We start from the raw sequence: 16,509 nt of genomic DNA, 5'->3' as shown, positions 1-16,509 counted from the left end.
CGCTCCCCGAGGTCAGTGAGCAGGGCTGCCGGACGGCACCGCGCTGTTATCGGCCCCGGCCGGGGTCCGGTGGTCGAAGGCGATCAGCGGATCCCCGGTCAGCGGATGGTCGACGACGGCCGCGCGCACCCCGAACGCCTCGGCCATCAGGTCCGGGGTGAGCACCTCCCGCGGTGGTCCGGAGGCGATCACGGATCCGGCGTGCAGCACGTGCAGCCGGTCGCAGACGGCGGCGGCCGCGTTGAGGTCGTGGAGCGAGACCAGTGTCGTACGGCGCTGGGCGCGGAGCAGGGCCAGCAACTCCACCTGGTGCCGGACGTCGAGGTGGTTGGTCGGCTCGTCCAGCACCAGGACGTCGGGGTCCTGGGCGAACGCGCGGGCCAGCAGCACGCGTTGGCGCTCGCCCCCGGACAGCGCGGTGAACCGCCGTCCGGCCTGGTCCGCCATCCCGACGTCGGCGAGGGCCCTGGCGACGATGTCCCGGTCCCCGGCATCCTCCCCGGCGAAGGCCCGCTTGTACGGTGTGCGGCCCATCACCACGACCTCGCGGACGGTGAGTTCGAAGTCGGCGCCCCGCTCCTGGGGCAGGGCCGCCACATGCCTGGCCGATTCGGCCGGAGCCATCCGCCCGATGTCCTGACCGGCGAGCAGCACCCGCCCCGCGCTGGGTTTCACATGCCGGTACACGGTACGCAGCAGGGTGGACTTGCCACTGCCGTTCGGCCCGACCAGACCGGTGATCTCACCCTCGGCCGCGATCAGCCGGGCACCCGCCACCACGGTGCGGCCGGAGTAGGCGACCCGCAGGTCCTCGATGTCGATCCTCAACTGTCGGCCCCCAGCCGTCGGTCCAGCAGATACAGCAGCGCGGGCGCCCCGATGAGCGAGGTGACCACGCCCACCGGCAGCTCCTGGGTGTCCATGGCCGTACGGCAGACGAGGTCCACGACCACCAGCAACAGCGCGCCGAACAGCGCCGAGACCGGCAGCAGCCGACGGTGGTCGCCACCGATCACCAGACGGCAGGCGTGCGGGACCATCAGGGCGACGAACGCGATGGCGCCCGAGACGGCGACCAGCACCCCGGTCAGCAGACTGGTGAGGGTGAACAGTTCCCGGCGGAGCCGGGCGGGGTCCACTCCGAGTCCGGCCGCCGTCTCATCCCCCATGACCAGGGCGTTCAGCCCCCGGGCCCGTGCCTGGAGCCACAGTGCCGTGACCGGGACGGCGACGGCGGGCGCGGCGAGCAGTGGCCAGTTGGCCCCGCTGAGACTGCCCATCAGCCAGAACAGCACACTGTGCGTCTGCTGTTCGTCCCCGGCCTGCAGCACGAGATAGCTGGTGAAGCCGGAGAGGAACTGGCCGATCGCCACCCCCGCCAGCACCAGCCGCAGCGGTGCGAACCCTCCCCGGCGCCGGGCCACCGCCCACACCAGTGCGAAGGTGGCGAGGGCTCCGGCGAAGGCCGCGCCCGACAGACCGAGCCCCAGCGCCCCGCCCGTGCCCAGGCCCAGCACGATCGCGGCGACCGCCCCGAGGGACGCGCCGTTGGAGATGCCCAGGAAGTACGGATCGGCCAGCGGGTTGCGGACCAGGGCCTGCATCGCCGTTCCGATGAGGCCGAGCCCGGCGCCCACCAGCGCGGCCAACAGCGCCCGTGGGAAGCGCAGTTGCCAGACAATCAGGTCGTTCGTCCCCGGCCGTGGCGCCTCACCGGACAGCCGCCGCCACACCACGCCCCACACCTCACCGGGCGGGATGGACGTCGATCCCCAGGCCACCGCCGCGGTCAGCGCGGCCAGCAGCGCCACACCGAGGACGACGGCCAGGGACCCGGCCCGCAGACCGCGCGCCGGTGTGGGTACGGCACGGCGCTCCAGCAACGAGGTCACGAGGTGGCGGCCTGGTCCGGGTGGAGGGCAGCGGCGATCTCCTGGACCGCGTCGGCGTTGCGGACCCCGGCGATGGTGGTGCGCTCGGAGCCGATGCGCAGGAAGTGCCCGCGCTTCACCGCCTTCAGACCCTTGGTGGCGGCATGGGACCGCAGCCACTTCTCGGCCTCGTCGAACGCCTTCTCGTTCGCCGCCTCGCTGCCCCGGTTGCGCACCCCGAGCTGGATCCAGTCGGGATCCTTGGCGATGACGTCCTCCCAGCCGACCTGCTTGAAGTCGCCGTCGCAGCCGGCGAAGGCGTTGCGGGCCCCGGCCAGGGTGATCACCGCGTTGGCGATCTGGCGGTTGCAGACGACCGTGGGCTGCTTGGTCCCGGCGTCGTAGTCGAAGAAGAAGTACGTGGGCCGCTTCTCCTCCGGGACAGCGCCGACCGCCTTCCGGACCGCCGCCACCTTCTTCCGCATCCCGGCCACGAGTTCCTTCGCCTTCGGGCCGGTGCCGGTCACCGCGCCGAGGGAGGTGATGTCGGTCTCTACGGCCGACAGGTCGGTCACCGGGCCCTTGCGCTGGGCGGCGCAGGCGGTGGACTTCAGATAGATGTGTTTGATCCCGGCCGCCTTGAACTCCTCCTCGGTCGGCAGATCACCCATCCCACCGCCCATGTTCATCGACGCGAAGGTGTCGATGTAGAGATCGGCGCCCGATCCGAGCAGCTTCTCCTTCGGGATCACCTGCTTGCCGAGCACCTTCACCCGCTGCGCCCGGGCGTCCAGCGCACCGGGCAGTGTCCCCTTGCCGGGCGGGAAGCCCGTGCCGATGACCTTGTCCCTGACACCGAGGCGCAGCAGCAGTTCCAGACCGGAGGCGTTGCTGGTGACGATCTTCTCCGAAGGGCCGGAGAAGGTGGTCCTGGCACCCGCGCAGTCGGTGACGGTGACCGGGAAGTCACCCGGCCCCGCCTGGTCGGCGCCCTCGTCCGCGGTGTCCTTCTTCCCGCCGCCGCAGCCCGTCGCCAGCAGACCTGCCAGCACGACGGCGGTTGTACCGCCCCACACACGAGAACGCATCGAACTCCCCAGCTTCCACTCGGTACGCGGGTGCGTCTCCGGCACCCGGTCCAGAAGTCGGACCGGACGCACGGTGAGTTCCCGGCCCGGTGGCAGGAGATCGGACGGATCCGCCCGGAGGCCGGGCGGATCACCGAGAGGATGGGGCGGTTCGCCGAGGTGACCGGACGGTCACCTCACCACCGCGACGGCCTTGACCGCCCCGCTGCGCTCGAAGTGCAGGGTGAACGGCACGGTGTCGCCGACGCGCCACCCCGCCGCGGACGTCAGGGTCACATCCAGGCCCTCCGGCGACATGGACAGCACACCACCGGCCGGCACGGTGGCCGATGTGACCTCGGGGGTGGAGGTGGCCCGGCTGCCGGCCGGGGGAGGACGCCGCAGGGTGATCTTCCCGCCGGTGGCCGGGGACGTCACCTTGAGCAGCCGGTCGTCCGCGCCACCGCGGTTGGTGACCACGAAGAGGGCCGCGGTCTCCGCTCCGGGGTCATAGGGCAGGAAGACCCGCCCGCTGGACACGGAGATCCGGGCCGGGCTGCCCGCCTTCCCGGCCGCGACCCAGATCGTCAGCGCGCTCAGGGCCACGGTGCACACGGCCACCAGGACCAGCGCGGGGTACAGGGCGCCGAGCACCCGGCCGCGGGTCGGCCGCCAGGGGGACTGCTCCGTCATCGGGTGGACCTCCGGGCGGGTGAGGGCTGCCAGCCGCGCAGCCGCAGGCTGTTGCCGACCACCACCAGTGAGCTGACCGACATCGCGGCGGCGGCGAGCATCGGGTTGAGCAGGCCGACCATGGCCAGCGGCACGGTGACCACGTTGTAGCCGAACGCCCATACGAGATTGGCGCGGATGGTGCCCAGCGCACGCCGGGCCAGCAGTACCGCGTCCGCCAGCACCTCGATCTCCCCGCGCACCAGCGTCACATCGGCCGCGCCGATGGCCACGTCGGTGCCGCACCCCATGGCGATGCCGAGATCGGCACCGGCGAGCGCCGCGGCATCGTTCACCCCGTCGCCGATGACGGCCACCCGGTGGCCCCGTTCGCGCAGGTCCCGTACCAGGTCGGCCTTGTCCTCGGGGGAACAGCGGGCGTGCACCTCGTCGATGCCCAGCTCCCGGGCGACGGCCCGGGCGGGGGCCTCCCGGTCGCCCGTGGCCAGCACCGGCCGGACACCCAGGCGCCGCAGCCGGTCGAGGGCCCGGTAGCTGCCGGACCGTACGACGTCCCCGACCTCGATCACCGCCGCGGCCACCCCGTCCACCCGGACCAGGACCGAGGTGTGCGCGGCCTCCTCCGCCGCGTCCACGGCCGCCGTGAGGACCGCGGGCAACTCGCCCTCCGGGGACGCGATCTCCACCGAGCATCCCTCGACACGACCACGCACCCCCTGCCCCGGTACCGCCCGGAAGTCATGCACCTCCGGCAACGACGCCTCGGGCAGGGTCCGCCGGGCGTACGCGGCGATGGCCCGGCCCAGCGGATGTTCCGAGCCCTGCTCGACGGCACCGGCCAGCCGCAGCACCGCCTCCTCGCCCGGTTCCCCGGGGACGGCCGTGACCCGGGTGACGCTCATATGGCCGGAGGTGAGCGTGCCGGTCTTGTCGACCACGATCACATCCAGGTGCCGCAGCCCCTCCAGCGCCCGCGGACCGCTGACGAGGACGCCCAGTTGCGCCCCGCGGCCGGTGGCGGCCATCAGCGCGGTCGGTGTCGCCAGACCCAGGGCGCACGGACAGGCCACGACCAGGACCGCGACGCACGCGGTGATCGCGGCCTGCGGATCGGCCCCGGCGCCGAGCCAGAAGCCGAGCACCGTGACCGCCAGCGTCAGCACGACCGGCACGAAGACACCGGCGACCGCGTCGGCCAGCCGCTGCGCCTTCGCCTTCCCCGCCTGCGCCTCGGTGACCAGCCGGGTGATCCGGGCGAGCCGGGTGTCCGCCCCGACCGCCGTGGCGCGGACGAGCAGCAGCCCGCCGGCGTTCACGGCACCGCCGACCACCGCCGACTCCGGCCCCACCTCGACCGGTTCGCTCTCCCCGGTGACCAGGGACAGATCGACGGCCGAACTGCCCCGCACCACCTGTCCGTCGGTGGCCACCCGCTCCCCGGGACGGACCACGAAGACCTGACCGGCCCGCAACTCCTCGATGGGGAGCAGCCGTTCGGAGCCGTCGTCCTCGCGGACCGAGACCTCCTTGGCGGCGAGTTCGGCCAGCGACCGCAGCGCCGCCCCCGTACCCCGCCGGGCCCTGGCCTCCAGATACCGCCCGGCCAGCACGAACAGCGGTACGCCCACCGCCGCTTCGAGATAGATATGCGGTACGCCGTCCGACACCGAGGGCACCAGGCTGAACGGCATCCGCATCCCGGGGTCGCCCGCACCGCCGAGGAAGAGCGCGTACGCCGACCAGGAGAACGACGCCAGCACACCCAGCGACACCAGGGTGTCCATGGTGGCCGCGGAGTGCCGCAGCCCGCGTGCCGCCCGCAGGTGGAACGGCCACGCCCCCCATACGGCAACCGGCGCGGCCAGTACGAAGCACAGCCACTGCCAGTTGCGGAACTGCCATCCGGGCACCATCGACAGGACGAGGACGGGCACCGAGAGCAGTGCCGTGATCAGCAGCCGCTCACGTTCCCTGCGTGCCTCCCCGGCCTCCGGCGCACCGCCGCCCTGGTCGTGGCGCCGCCCCTCCGGCGGTTCGGGGAGTGCGGCCGTGTACCCGGCCTTCTCGACCTCCGCGACGAGTTCCGCGGCGCGGATCCCCGGCGGATGACTCACCCGGGCCCGGCCGGTGGCCAGGTTGACGCTCGCCGTCACCCCGTCCAGCCGGCCGAGTTTCTTCTCCACGCGCTTCACACAGGCCGCGCAGGTCATCCCGCCGACGGTCAGATCGGTCGTCACCGATTCGGTCACCGCGTCGGCGCTCATCGGCCGTCCCCTCCGTGCATACCGCCCATGCCGCCCCCGCCGCCGTCGTCGTCCCCGCCACCGCTCGTGCTGCTGTGCATCCCGGGCGCGACGGGACCCGCGGAGGCCCCGACGGCGTAGGACCCCACGAACACCAGGGCCAGCAGCAGGAGGAAGCCGCAGAGCGCGGGCGGCGGAACCAGCTTCCGCGGCGGCGCGCCCGCGCCGGAGGGGGATTCTCGGGAGTCGTCCATCACCGGTCTCCAGATCGCGTCGTACGGCATCGGTCGGATCATGCCGTACCGCAACAGGAGTCGTATCGGACATCGAATGAGTTCCCGGGCCGTCCTGTGGCGCGGATCACAGCGCGTCCGGTGCCTTCCCGGAAAAGTCCCCGGAAAGGCCGACGGCCGGCACCCCAGGGGAGTAGGTGCCGACCGCCGGGTCTCGGGGGCGCCGAGTCAGACGCCGGCCTCGGCGGCGTCGGGGCCGGCGTCGGCGATCCACGAGCCGTGGATCCCGGACGGGACCCTGCGGGGCAGTTCCACGGTGGCGACGGGGGTGTCCGACAGGGCCGACGCGTCGAGGATCAGAAGCTGTGAGGCGTCCTGTTCCAGGTCGCTGACGACCGTGAGCAGATAGCCGTCGTCCTCCCGGGTCGCGCCCGCGGCCGGGACGAAGACGGCCTCGCCGGGCATCCGGCCCGGGCCCATCGGCACCAGCTCCCGCGCTCCGGTGGTGTGGTCGTACTTGACGATCGCGTACTCGCCGAGTCCCGAGCCGGGGAAGGCCACCGCGTAGTCGAAGCGGTGGGGCGCCCCGGTCATGTCCTCGTTGATGGACGGGAACTCGGTGACGAAGTCGTCGACCGTCTCCTCCACCGCCCGGCCGGTCGCCGGGTCGAGGATCCAGCGGTGCGCCGTGGCGCCGACCATCGGCTCGGTGGCATAACCGGGCGCGCCGGTCCACCACTTCCATGTCTGCTCCCAGGCGCCGCGGTCGTAGCGCGGACCGGTCAGCACGATCCGGCCGCGCTCGTCCTCGTAGGCGTTCGCCACGTGCAGGAGGGCACCGGGCTCCACCTCGAACCACCGGACCGTGGCGGGACCGGAGCGGGGCATCACACCGATGCGCGGGGTGTAGGTGTCGCTCCAGCGGTAGGGGATGCCGGACTGTTCCGCCGGGTTGAAGACGATCGGCAGATCGAGCCAGACGACGTGCTGCCGGGTGAGCCCGAAGTCGTGCATCAGGGACGGTCCCGCCCCGTCCACGGTCTCGGCGCGGACGATCGCGCCCGCCGCGTCGGCCACGTAGTAGGTCAGGTGCGGCGGGAAGGGGCCATAGGCGAAGAAGTGCAGTTCACCGGTGGCCGGATCGGTCTTGGGATGGGCCGTCATCGCGGTCTTCAGCGTGCCGCCGAAGTCGAACGCGCCGACGGTGTCGAGCTCCGGGGTCATCTCGTACGGCAGGCTCGCCTCCTGGAGCGCCAGGATCCGGCCCGCGTGTTCGATGACATGGGTGGCGGCCTCGCTGACCTTGAGGTCGGGGACACCGCTGGCACTCAGGTAGGGGACCCCGTCGAGGGCGAGTGTGCGGACCCAGCGGTTGCGGTACCACTCGGCGCGACCGTCCCGCAGCCGCACACCGTGGATCATGCCGCTGCCCTTGAACCAGTGGGTGGGGGTGTAACCGGGCTTCGGGTTGTGTCCGTTGCGGAAGTAGCGGCCGTTCAGCTCCGGGGGAAGGGTGCCGTGGACGGTCAGCCCGTGCGCGGTGACCTCGTCGACGACGGGGGTGTAGTGCCCGGAGACGTACGGCTTCGCGGCCGGCCCCGTGGTGGGGCGCTCGGCGGTGGTCGTGGTGGGGTGCTCGGTGCTCATGACTGCTTCTTTCCGGTGAGGGCGAACAGTGCGGTGAGGGCGGCGAACGCGGCGACGAGCGCCGCGGTCAGGAAGGCGGTGCCGAAGTCGGTGGCCGCCGGTGCCACGGCGGTCATCAGGGCCAGGCCGAGTGCTCCGCCGAGCTGCCGGGTGGTGTTGACCAGCCCTCCGGCCAGGCCCGAGTCGGCGGCCGGTACCCCGTCGGTGGACAGCGCGGTCAGGCGGACGAAGGCGATGCCGAGGCCGGCGCCGATCAGCAGTGAGGGTCCGAGCAACTGCCCGGTGAAGGAGGGGATCGTGAACGGGCCGTGGTCGGGGCCCAGCGAGAGCCAGACCAGTCCGCCGGTGAGGACGGTCAGTGCTCCGGCGGTGCTCGCCCGGACGGGCAGCCGGGGCGCGGCCATCGAACCGGTGACGACGGCGAGTGCCAGGGGGAGTTGGGTCAGTCCCGCGGCCAGCGGGCTGTAGTGGAGGACCCGCTGCTGGTAGAGGGGGAGGAAGGAGAAGAGGCCGACGAAGACCGCGCCCAGCAGCGTCATGGTGAGGTTGGCCGCGGCGACCTTGCCGGTCCGCAGCAGCCGTGGTGGGACGAGCGGGGTACGGGCCCTGGTCTGCTGCCGGGCGAAGACGGCGAGGAGCAGCAGCCCGGCGGCCCCGGCGAGGACGTTCCGCGTGGTCAGGGCGTAGACGACGGCGGTGAGGGAGACCGTGGAGATGAGCGCGCCCAGGATGTCGACCGCACCGCCGGTGGCCCGGCCCGGCGGGACGACGATGAGCGTGGCGACCAGGGAGAGGGCGGCGATCGGCACCTGGACCAGGAACACCGCGGGCCAGCCGTAGAGTTCGGTGAGCAGTCCGCTCAGCAGGACGCCCACGGCTCCGCCCGCCCCTGAGACCGCACCCCAGATCCCCAGTGCCCGGCCCCGGCCGGGCCCCGGCGGGAAGGTGCCCAGCAGCAGGGAGAGCGCGGCGGGAGCGAGGAGGGCCGCGCCCACCCCCTGGACGGCGCGGGCCGCGATGAGCAGCGGTGCCGAGCTGGTGAGGCCCGCGACCAGCGAGGCGAGCGCGAAGACGGTCATCCCGGCGGTGAACATCCGCCTGCTGCCGACCAGATCGGCGAGACGGCCGCCGACGAGCAGCAGGGCGCCGAAGGCGAGGACATAGGCGTTGACCACCCAGGACAGCGCGGTGGGCGACAGCCCGAGACCGGCGCTGATCGAGGGCAGGGCCACATTGACGATCGAGGTGCTCAGCACCACGAGGAACTGCGCGGTGGCGAGTGCCACGAGGGCCGGGCCCTGTCGGGTGGTCGTGGCGTCCGCCCCGCGCCGCGGCGTCGCCGGGCGCGCGGCCCGTGGTGTGTGCGATGGCTGCCGCGTCATCGTCGCCATATCCCCTCCCCGAGAAAGAGTGATTGATCACTCACTAAGTGACTCAAAGAAACGGCCGCGCCTTTCGCGGCCGTTCGCGCCGTGTCAGAAGTGCCGGATACCGGCCAGCAGCGTCCTCGTCCAGGGGGCGTCCACCTCGGTCGCCCCGATGGACACCGTCACATTGCACAGGAAGCCCCGCGCGAAGAACTCCTGGACCGGCTGGTCCGCGGCGCCCGAGGCGGATCTGACGTACTCCACCAGGCGGGCGTACAGCGTCTGTACGGCCTGTCTGATCGCCGGTTCGCTGGCCGCGCAGTTCGCGTGCATCAGGACCCGCAGCAGATCGTCCCGGTCGGCGATGAGGTGTGCGTAGGCCAGCCCCATCGCGTCCAGCACCGCTTCGGGCTCGGCGCTGCCGACCTCCGCGGCCGCCTCGGCCAGCCGCTCCCGGATGAGGCGCGAGCAGTCCTCGACGACCGCGACGAACAGCGACTCCTTGTCGGGGAACAGCCGGTAGAGATACGACTGCGAGATCCCCGCCCCCTTGGCGACCTCCGTGGTGGAGGTGCCGTAGTACCCGCGGGCCGCGAAGGCGCCGGCCGCCGTGGCCAGCACCTCGCCGCGTCGTGTGTCCGCGGTGGAGAGTCGGCGACTTGGTGTCGTTCCCATGTGAGTAATAGACCACTCACACCTATGGAGAGTCAACCCCCGCCCGCGTAATCCCTCCAACTCTCCGGGATCAGCGCACGGTTCCGTTCCACTGACAGACCGTGCGCCGGGGCAGCCCGGGAAGCGCGGTGCGCCCGGTGCACCACAGCAGGGTGGCGAAGGGCTCATGGCCTGACGGCGCGTCGGGGAAGATGCGCCGCACGGCCGCCGCGCAGAGTTCGCCGGGCGGGGACCAGGGGATGCCGAGGGCCCGGGTGATGTCGTCGGTGTGGAGGACGAGTTCGGTGATCCCCATGGCGGCGAAGCCACCGGCGTCGGAGTGACCCCAGGGGTGCCAGGCGCGTACGTCGGGCGGTGTGTCCCGGACGGTGGAAGTGAGGAGGGTGGCGGCGATGCGCAGCCCCTCCACGCAGTCCGCGACGGGCGCCTGGGGGTCGAGCGAGGCGAAGAGGGTGATGTAGCGGTCGTCGGGGCGGGAGACGAGCAGACCGGTGTAGCCGGTCAGACCGAGGGCGAGGTGGTCCAGGGTCTGGCGGCAGCTCCAGTCGAGGCCGTGCGCGGGATGTGACCAGTCCCGGTCCGCACCCTCGAGGAGCGCGGCCAGACAGGTGTCGGTGGCGGCCTTCAGCAGGTCCGTCCACCGCGCCGGGGGAGGCGCGGCCACCGGGGCCGCGGCGGCCGGGGAGGGGTCCGGAGCCGTGGTGGCGGTCACTTCTCGCCCGCCCGGCTCTTCAGGACCTCGATGACACTGGCGAAGCTGTCCTGGCCGTGGCCCGCGGCCTTGGCCTTCACCATGGCCGCCTTCAGCAGCTCGGGCAGGGCGTTGTCGACGCCCCGGGACGCCCCGGCGTGGATGAGGTGGTCGATGGCCGCGATCTGCACATCGACCGTGGCGTCGTCGCCCGGGTAGTGACCGGCGTCCACCTGGGGCGCGTACGTGGTCAGGAACCCCTGGACCGCGGCCAGCCAGCGGAGCGCGACGGGGGTGAAGTCCGTCGCGGGCGTCTTGTCCGTGCCCACCAGCGCGGTGCCGTGCAGCCACCCGGTCATGGTGGCCCACATCAGACCGAGCAGCGCCGCGTCGTAGAGGGAGGCGGTGCCCGGCTCGGTGCCCAGGTGCAGCGGATCGGCCAGGGCCGCCAGGGTGTCCCGATGCTCCTCGAAGACGGTGTGCGAGCCGCTGTACAGGATCATCATCTCGGGGCTGCCGATCCCCGGCGGCGTGGTCATGATGGCGCCGTCCAGATAGTCGGCGCCGTGCGAACGGGCCCACTCGGCCGCCTGGTCGGCGTGGTCCGGGGTGCCGGAGGTGAAGTTCACCAGCGACCGGCCCGCGAGGGCATCGGCCACGGGGTCGAACGCGGTGCGCACGGCTTCGTGGTCCAGCAGGCAGACGACGGTGAGCGGGCTGGCCTCGATCGCCTCCCGGAGCGTCCCGGCCAGTCGGGCGCCCTCGTCGACCAGCGGCTGTGCCTTGTGTGCGGACCGGTTCCACACGGTGGTCGGATGTCCCCGCTCCAGCAGCGCGGCGGCCAGCGCCGAGCCCATCGAGCCCAGTCCGACGACGGTGACGGCCTGGCGTCCTGCCTTCATGCCCATAACTCCTCGTATGCGTGGGTCCGTACGTGATGTGTTCTCACGTACGGCCCCACGTTCGCAGCGCATGGCGGGCGGAAGAAGTGACACCGGTGACAGCCGTCACCAAATTCCTGCCATACGCTTCGGGGCATGGGTGCCGGTTCTGTCGCAGTGGTCGTCGTGGGAGATGTCGAGGTTCCCTCGTGGGACCTGTACGAACTGAGCATCCCCTGCACCGTCTTCGGGAAGCAGCAGTCCGATCTGGCCGACCCCTGGTACGACCTGCGGCTGTGCGGAACCGGAGGACCGGAGCGGGAGGACACGGCGGCCAGTGGCCTCGCGTGGCGGACGCCGTATGGACTCGACGATCTCGCCGGCGCCGACACGGTCATCGTGCCCTCGGTGCCCGACCCCTGCGTCGAGCAGGGCAGACCACTTCCGCCGGAGCTCATCACGGCCCTGCGGCGCGCCTACGACGCGGGAGCCCGCATGGTCTCCCTGTGCACCGGGGCCTTCGCGCTCGCCGAGGTGGGGCTGCTCGACGGGCGCCGCGCTACGGCCCACTGGATGCACACCGGTCAACTGGCCGAGCGCTACCCCAAGGTGGACGTGGACCCCTCGGTGCTGTACGTCGACGACGGCGATGTGCTCACCAGCGCCGGGCTGACCGCGGGTCTGGACCTGTGTCTGCACCTGGTGCGCCGTGACCTCGGTGCGCAGGTGGCCAATCAGCTCGCCCGCCGGATGGTGGTGCCCGCCCACCGGCCCGGCGGCCAGGCACAGTTCATCGATATGTCCGTGCCCACCAGCGACGACGAGGGGCTGACCCCGGTCCTGGACTGGGCCCGTGCCCATCTCGACCGGCCGCTGACCGTCACGGAGCTGGCCGGCCGCGCGGCGATGAGTCCGCGCACCTTCTACCGGCGGCTCCAGGCGGCCACCGGGGCCACCCCGCTCCAATGGCTTCTCCACCAGCGTCTGGGCCGCGCCCGGACCCTGCTGGAGGCGACGGACTTCTCCGTGGAGAAGGTCGGGGAACTGAGCGGACTCGGCACCGCCAACAACCTGCGCCACCACTTCCTGAAGCAGCTCGGCACCACGCCGAGCGACTACCGCAGGGCCTTCCCCGGGACGGTCCAGGATGGCGGGGTGACGCGCCGCCCGCACGGGGGACGGGCGGCGCGCGGAACTACGCCCAGCAGCCGTTGACGGTCGCCGCGAGGCCGTCCAAGGCGTCCTTGGTGTCGTTCTGCTCGGCGGTGGCGCCGTTCTCGATGAACGAGAACACCTTCCACCGTCCGTCCTCGGCCTTGGTGAAGCCGCTCAGGGCGATGGCGCCGCTGAGGGTGCCGGTCTTGGCCATGACCTTGCCGACCGCACACTTGGAGTCCGGGGTGTCGAACCGGCCGAACTGGGGCCCCAGGCTGGCGCCCTCCTCGCCCGCCACGGGCAGGCCGTCCTTGATGGACTTCAGGGTGTGGTGGTAGCGCGGGTCCACGGTGAGATCGAGGATGTCCGCCAGGGTCTGTGCCGGGATGCGGGTGGCGCGGGAGAGTCCGCTGCCGTCGTGCATCTGGAAGTTGTCCAGCGACACACCGTAGTTCTGGCTGAGTACGTCACGGACGACCGCCGCCCCGTCCTCGAACGTGGCCGGCCGGCCCGCACCGAGCGCGGTCATCCGCAGCAGCGTCTCGGCGATGTTGTTGTCGCTCACCTTGAGCATGTGCTTGACGATCTCGGACAGCTTCGCGGAGGAGTGCTGGGCCACCGGGACGTCACCCTTGCCGGAGACGCCGCGCGTGACCTCACCGTCGACCGTGATACCCCGGTCGGCGATGCGTTTGGCGAAGACCTTGCCGGCGTCCAGCGAGGTGTCCGTGAGAGTGCGCCCGTCCACCACCAGGGGCCGCACCGGGGCGACGGTGTCCGGGAAGTAATCCTTGTTCCAGCCGGTGGCGAGGGTGGGTTCGGGGAAGAGGCTGTCGTCGACGCGGATCTTCACCTTGGTGAGGCCCGCGCTCTTCAGCCCGTCGACGGCCGTCTTCGCGAGGGCCTCGACATCGGGGATGGTGAGGGTGCGGTCACCGCCGCCGACGAGGGTGAGCGTGCCGTCGCCGTAGACGACCTTGGTGGTGAACGTGTGGTCGGGGCCCAGCACCGTCAGCGCGGCGGTGGCGGTGGCGAGTTTGGTGTTGGAGGCGGGCATCAGCGCGTTCTCCGCGCCATGGCTCCAGACAACGTTGTCCGACCCGGAGTCGATCACCACACCGCTGAAGGTGTCGCCCAGCCGGGGGTCCTGGACACGGGCGTTGAGCTTCTCCGCGATCTGCTGCTCGGCCGGGTCCAGTACCGGGGTGCCGTAGGTCTTCGCGGAGTCCTTCCCGGCGGCGAAGGCGGAGGGGGCGGTCAGGAACGTTCCGGCGATGGGTGCGGCTGCCGCGATCACGATCGCGCGGCGGGCCGCCGGACTCAGCGGTCGCGGCTTGCGGTGGCGTCCGCGGGCACGGGCGGTGGAGGCGGTGGGGGGCATGGTGGTCCTTGTTCGTGGATCGTGGGTGTCGGACTCGACAGGAAATTAACCACTGAACGGGTCCGGTCCTTTCAAGCCAGGAGTCGGAACACCAAGGATCTCCCCAGTTTGTGGCGGGAAAAGTGACGATCGGCCGATTGAGCGGCCATCGCGCGCGCGGCCGGGACCTCATTCCGGCCGGTGAACCGCCCGGCGAAAGGGGGAAGACGGTTCCCGGGTGGTACGCGTTGCCATGTCTCCCGAAGTCCACGGGTTACTTCTAGAGGTCCACCGGCGAGCGCCGGTCGTTCTCCCCCTGCCTCGTAGGGTGCGACTCCCGTATGAGGGCTGTGGTGCCCTCGTTCGTCCGCGGGAAGCGTGAGGAGAGCACCAGTGCCACCGACTGACGGGGAGAGGGTCCACGTCTTCCGCACCGAACGGCGCCGGGACGGCGCCGAGACGTGGGAGCCGGGCCCGCGGCTGCGGGTCGCCGTCGACGCGGGCGAACCGTCACCGCTCGCGCCCGGACTCGGACTGGGACCGGGGTTCGAACTGGAGCCCGCGCTCGAACTGGAGCGGCTCGGCTGGCGCACCTGCGACGGGGCGGAGGCGGCGATCGGCTTCCGGGCGGCCATGGACGGCTTCCACGGCTACTACCGCTGTGCCGGGGGCGCCTCGGCGGAGTACCGCGGCACTCGGGAGCGCTGCGAGACCGCCGAGGAGAGCACGGCCCACCGCTTCCGCACCGAGGAGAGCCACGGCACCGGATGGCACACCGCGGGGGATCTGTCGCTGCTGCTCGAGGACGGCGACGCCCATGTGGTGCACCTGGACTGGCACGGCGAGGCGATCGGATCCGGTGCGGTGGCGCTGCGGACCGCCACCACCGGGCCCGACCCCGGCAGTGAGGTCACCGGCCTGGTGGGTGCCGTGCGGGCGCACGACGAGTACGAGGCGGCGGGCGAGGTCGCGAAGAACCTGATGGACGGCTCCGCCGGGAAGTGGCTGGGCGACGGAACGGGCAGCGCATGGCTGGAGTTCGACTGCGTCCGGCCGGTCGTCGTCCGGCACTACGCGCTGGTCTCGGCGAACGACTGTCCCGACCGCGACCCGGTGGACTGGACCCTCCAGGGGTCGTCCGACGGACGGCACTGGGCCGTGCTCGACTCCCGTAGCCGGCAGGTCTTCGCCCGGAGGCACCAGTCGCGTGGCTTCACCGTGTCGGCCGGGACGGGTGTGGCCTACCGCCACTACCGCCTGGAGATCTCAGCCAACGCCGGATCGGACTCCGTACAGCTCCGCCAGGTCCGGTTCTTCGAGACCGCTCCCGTCGCCGCCTACGAGGGCTTCTTCGGCTACCGCCAGCAGACGGGCGGTGAGCCGACGGGGTTCCGGGGGACGGTGCGGACACCCGCCCGGGAAGAACCCGGCCCCCGCACCGTCGAGGAGTGGCGCGACTATCTGGCCGACTACGGCGCCGACATCCTCCGCCTGTCCGAGGAAGGCGAGCTGTCGGAGGTGAGCGAAGCCCAGCGGGCCGCGGGCTGGCTGGGCTTCGACGGTGCGGACGAAGCACGGCTCACGGCCCTGGAGAAGCGGCTCGGCACCCGGCTCCCGCCCAGCTACCGCTCGTTCCTCGGCGCCTCCGACGGCTGGCTGTACCTCAGCGACTTCATGTGGGAGATGCGCACCACCGCCACCGTGGACTGGCTCACCGAGGCGGATCTGGCCCTCGCCGACGCCTTCATGCTCGGCGACGATCCCGAACAGGACGCCGTCTTCCAGCGCTCACTGCTCATCTCCCAGGAGAGCGACGCGCAGTACTGGCTGCTCGACCCCGGCGATGTGTCCGAGGACGGGGAGTGGGCCGCGTACATCTGGGCGAGCTGGTACCCGGGACTGGGCGAGCGACACGGGTCGTTCGCCGAGCTGGTCCGCGCGGAGCGTGCCGGTTTCGAGCAGCTCAGGGGCCATGAGGGGCGCGGTGTGGACCCCCGGAAGGCCGGTGAACTGCTCGCCCGGGGCCGGGAGCAGGCACTGCGCGGAGAAGCGGAACAGGCGCTCGCGACCTTCGAGCGCGCCGCGGACAAGGGATCGAGCACCGGTCTGTACCTGATGACCATCCTGGGTGCCTTCCTCGACCCCCGCTCCGTCCACCACGAGATCCGTGCCAACGTCCTCGGCCGGGACCGCGTCATCGCGGCGGTCGGCGAGGAGCGGGTACGGGCCGAGGCGGTCCCCCTCTACCTGCGCCGTACGGTGGAGGACCACCGGCCGGACGGCGGGCTGCCACGGCCGGAGGCGCTCGGCCGGCTGGTCCCCGGACTGGCCTTCCAGGCCGAGCTGTCCGACGACGCCTGGATCGCCCGCGCCGCCGCCCATGAACCGCCCCGTCTGCCCGAGGCCCCGGCCTTCGAACAGGCCCTGGACCTCGCCCGTACGCTGGCCGCGCAGGGCGATGACGAGGGGGCGTGGACCGTCGTGGTGGCCGCGCTGCGGCACTGGCACTCCGACGATCCGGACCGCATCGCCCCCGTCGTCCTGCTCACCGACCCCGTGCTCCGCGATGTGATCACCCCGCACCGGGCCCGGATGGTGGTGACACTTCCCCGCGGGCGGTAGCCCG

Annotated in this window: 14 protein-coding genes; 2 read left to right on the top strand and 12 right to left on the bottom strand. The window is 72.0% G+C overall.

Features of this window, described 5'->3' with window-relative positions:
• Window positions 1-12 precede the first annotated feature (12 nt).
• The 11 genes from NMK44_RS06235 to NMK44_RS06185 all read right to left on the bottom strand — a co-directional run bounded on the left by NMK44_RS06235 (window position 13) and on the right by NMK44_RS06185 (window position 11,389).
• Window positions 13-828 (bottom strand): ABC transporter ATP-binding protein, encoded by an 816-nt coding sequence (locus NMK44_RS06235; RefSeq protein WP_254739107.1) that lies wholly within the window; start codon window positions 826-828, stop codon window positions 13-15.
• Complete coding sequence (locus tag NMK44_RS06230) at window positions 825-1,892, bottom strand: FecCD family ABC transporter permease (RefSeq protein WP_254739105.1); 1,068 nt, start codon at window positions 1,890-1,892, stop codon at window positions 825-827. The genes NMK44_RS06235 and NMK44_RS06230 overlap by 4 nt, the downstream gene beginning before the upstream one ends.
• Window positions 1,889-2,959, bottom strand: coding sequence for an ABC transporter substrate-binding protein (locus NMK44_RS06225; protein ID WP_254739103.1), 1,071 nt, complete (start codon window positions 2,957-2,959; stop codon window positions 1,889-1,891). Before NMK44_RS06225 ends, NMK44_RS06230 begins: the two co-directional genes overlap by 4 nt.
• A gap of 171 nt (window positions 2,960-3,130) precedes the next feature.
• The gene (locus NMK44_RS06220) at window positions 3,131-3,631 is read right to left on the bottom strand and encodes a copper chaperone PCu(A)C (RefSeq protein ID WP_254739101.1); all 501 of its coding nucleotides are present in this window, start codon (window positions 3,629-3,631) and stop codon (window positions 3,131-3,133) included.
• Window positions 3,628-5,895, bottom strand: a complete 2,268-nt coding sequence (locus tag NMK44_RS06215) for a heavy metal translocating P-type ATPase (protein WP_254739099.1) — start codon at window positions 5,893-5,895, stop codon at window positions 3,628-3,630. Before NMK44_RS06215 ends, NMK44_RS06220 begins: the two co-directional genes overlap by 4 nt.
• On the bottom strand, window positions 5,892-6,128 hold the full coding sequence (locus NMK44_RS06210; protein ID WP_254739469.1) for a hypothetical protein: 237 nt from the start codon (window positions 6,126-6,128) through the stop codon (window positions 5,892-5,894). The genes NMK44_RS06215 and NMK44_RS06210 overlap by 4 nt, the downstream gene beginning before the upstream one ends.
• 207 nt (window positions 6,129-6,335) lie before the next feature.
• On the bottom strand, window positions 6,336-7,754 hold the full coding sequence (locus NMK44_RS06205; RefSeq protein WP_254739097.1) for a carotenoid oxygenase family protein: 1,419 nt from the start codon (window positions 7,752-7,754) through the stop codon (window positions 6,336-6,338).
• Window positions 7,751-9,145 (bottom strand): MFS transporter, encoded by a 1,395-nt coding sequence (locus NMK44_RS06200; protein WP_254739095.1) that lies wholly within the window; start codon window positions 9,143-9,145, stop codon window positions 7,751-7,753. Before NMK44_RS06200 ends, NMK44_RS06205 begins: the two co-directional genes overlap by 4 nt.
• Before the next feature lie 84 nt (window positions 9,146-9,229).
• Complete coding sequence (locus tag NMK44_RS06195) at window positions 9,230-9,796, bottom strand: TetR/AcrR family transcriptional regulator (protein ID WP_254739093.1); 567 nt, start codon at window positions 9,794-9,796, stop codon at window positions 9,230-9,232.
• A gap of 70 nt (window positions 9,797-9,866) precedes the next feature.
• On the bottom strand, window positions 9,867-10,508 hold the full coding sequence (locus tag NMK44_RS06190; protein ID WP_374215238.1) for a maleylpyruvate isomerase N-terminal domain-containing protein: 642 nt from the start codon (window positions 10,506-10,508) through the stop codon (window positions 9,867-9,869).
• Window positions 10,505-11,389, bottom strand: coding sequence for an NAD(P)-dependent oxidoreductase (locus NMK44_RS06185; protein WP_254739091.1), 885 nt, complete (start codon window positions 11,387-11,389; stop codon window positions 10,505-10,507). Before NMK44_RS06185 ends, NMK44_RS06190 begins: the two co-directional genes overlap by 4 nt.
• 135 nt (window positions 11,390-11,524) lie before the next feature.
• Here NMK44_RS06185 and NMK44_RS06180 point away from each other — a divergent pair, with 135 nt between their 5' ends.
• Entirely contained in the window at window positions 11,525-12,583 is a 1,059-nt protein-coding gene (locus NMK44_RS06180) for a GlxA family transcriptional regulator (protein ID WP_254739089.1), read from the top strand.
• Here NMK44_RS06180 and dacB read toward each other — a convergent pair.
• Entirely contained in the window at window positions 12,564-13,904 is a 1,341-nt protein-coding gene (gene dacB / locus NMK44_RS06175; protein WP_254739087.1) for a D-alanyl-D-alanine carboxypeptidase/D-alanyl-D-alanine endopeptidase, read from the bottom strand. The genes NMK44_RS06180 and dacB overlap by 20 nt on opposite strands.
• Before the next feature lie 372 nt (window positions 13,905-14,276).
• Here dacB and NMK44_RS06170 point away from each other — a divergent pair, with 372 nt between their 5' ends.
• A complete protein-coding gene (locus tag NMK44_RS06170; protein ID WP_254739085.1) occupies window positions 14,277-16,505 on the top strand; it encodes an SMI1/KNR4 family protein in 2,229 nt (742 codons plus the stop codon).
• Window positions 16,506-16,509: the final 4 nt, after the last annotated feature.

It is taken from the genome of Streptomyces cucumeris, from assembly GCF_024295805.1.
In the GTDB taxonomy this organism is placed as follows: Bacteria; Actinomycetota; Actinomycetes; order Streptomycetales; family Streptomycetaceae; genus Streptomyces; species Streptomyces cucumeris.
The sequence above is the reverse complement of the archived record's forward strand: the minus strand, read 5'-3'. Positions and strand labels throughout refer to the sequence as shown.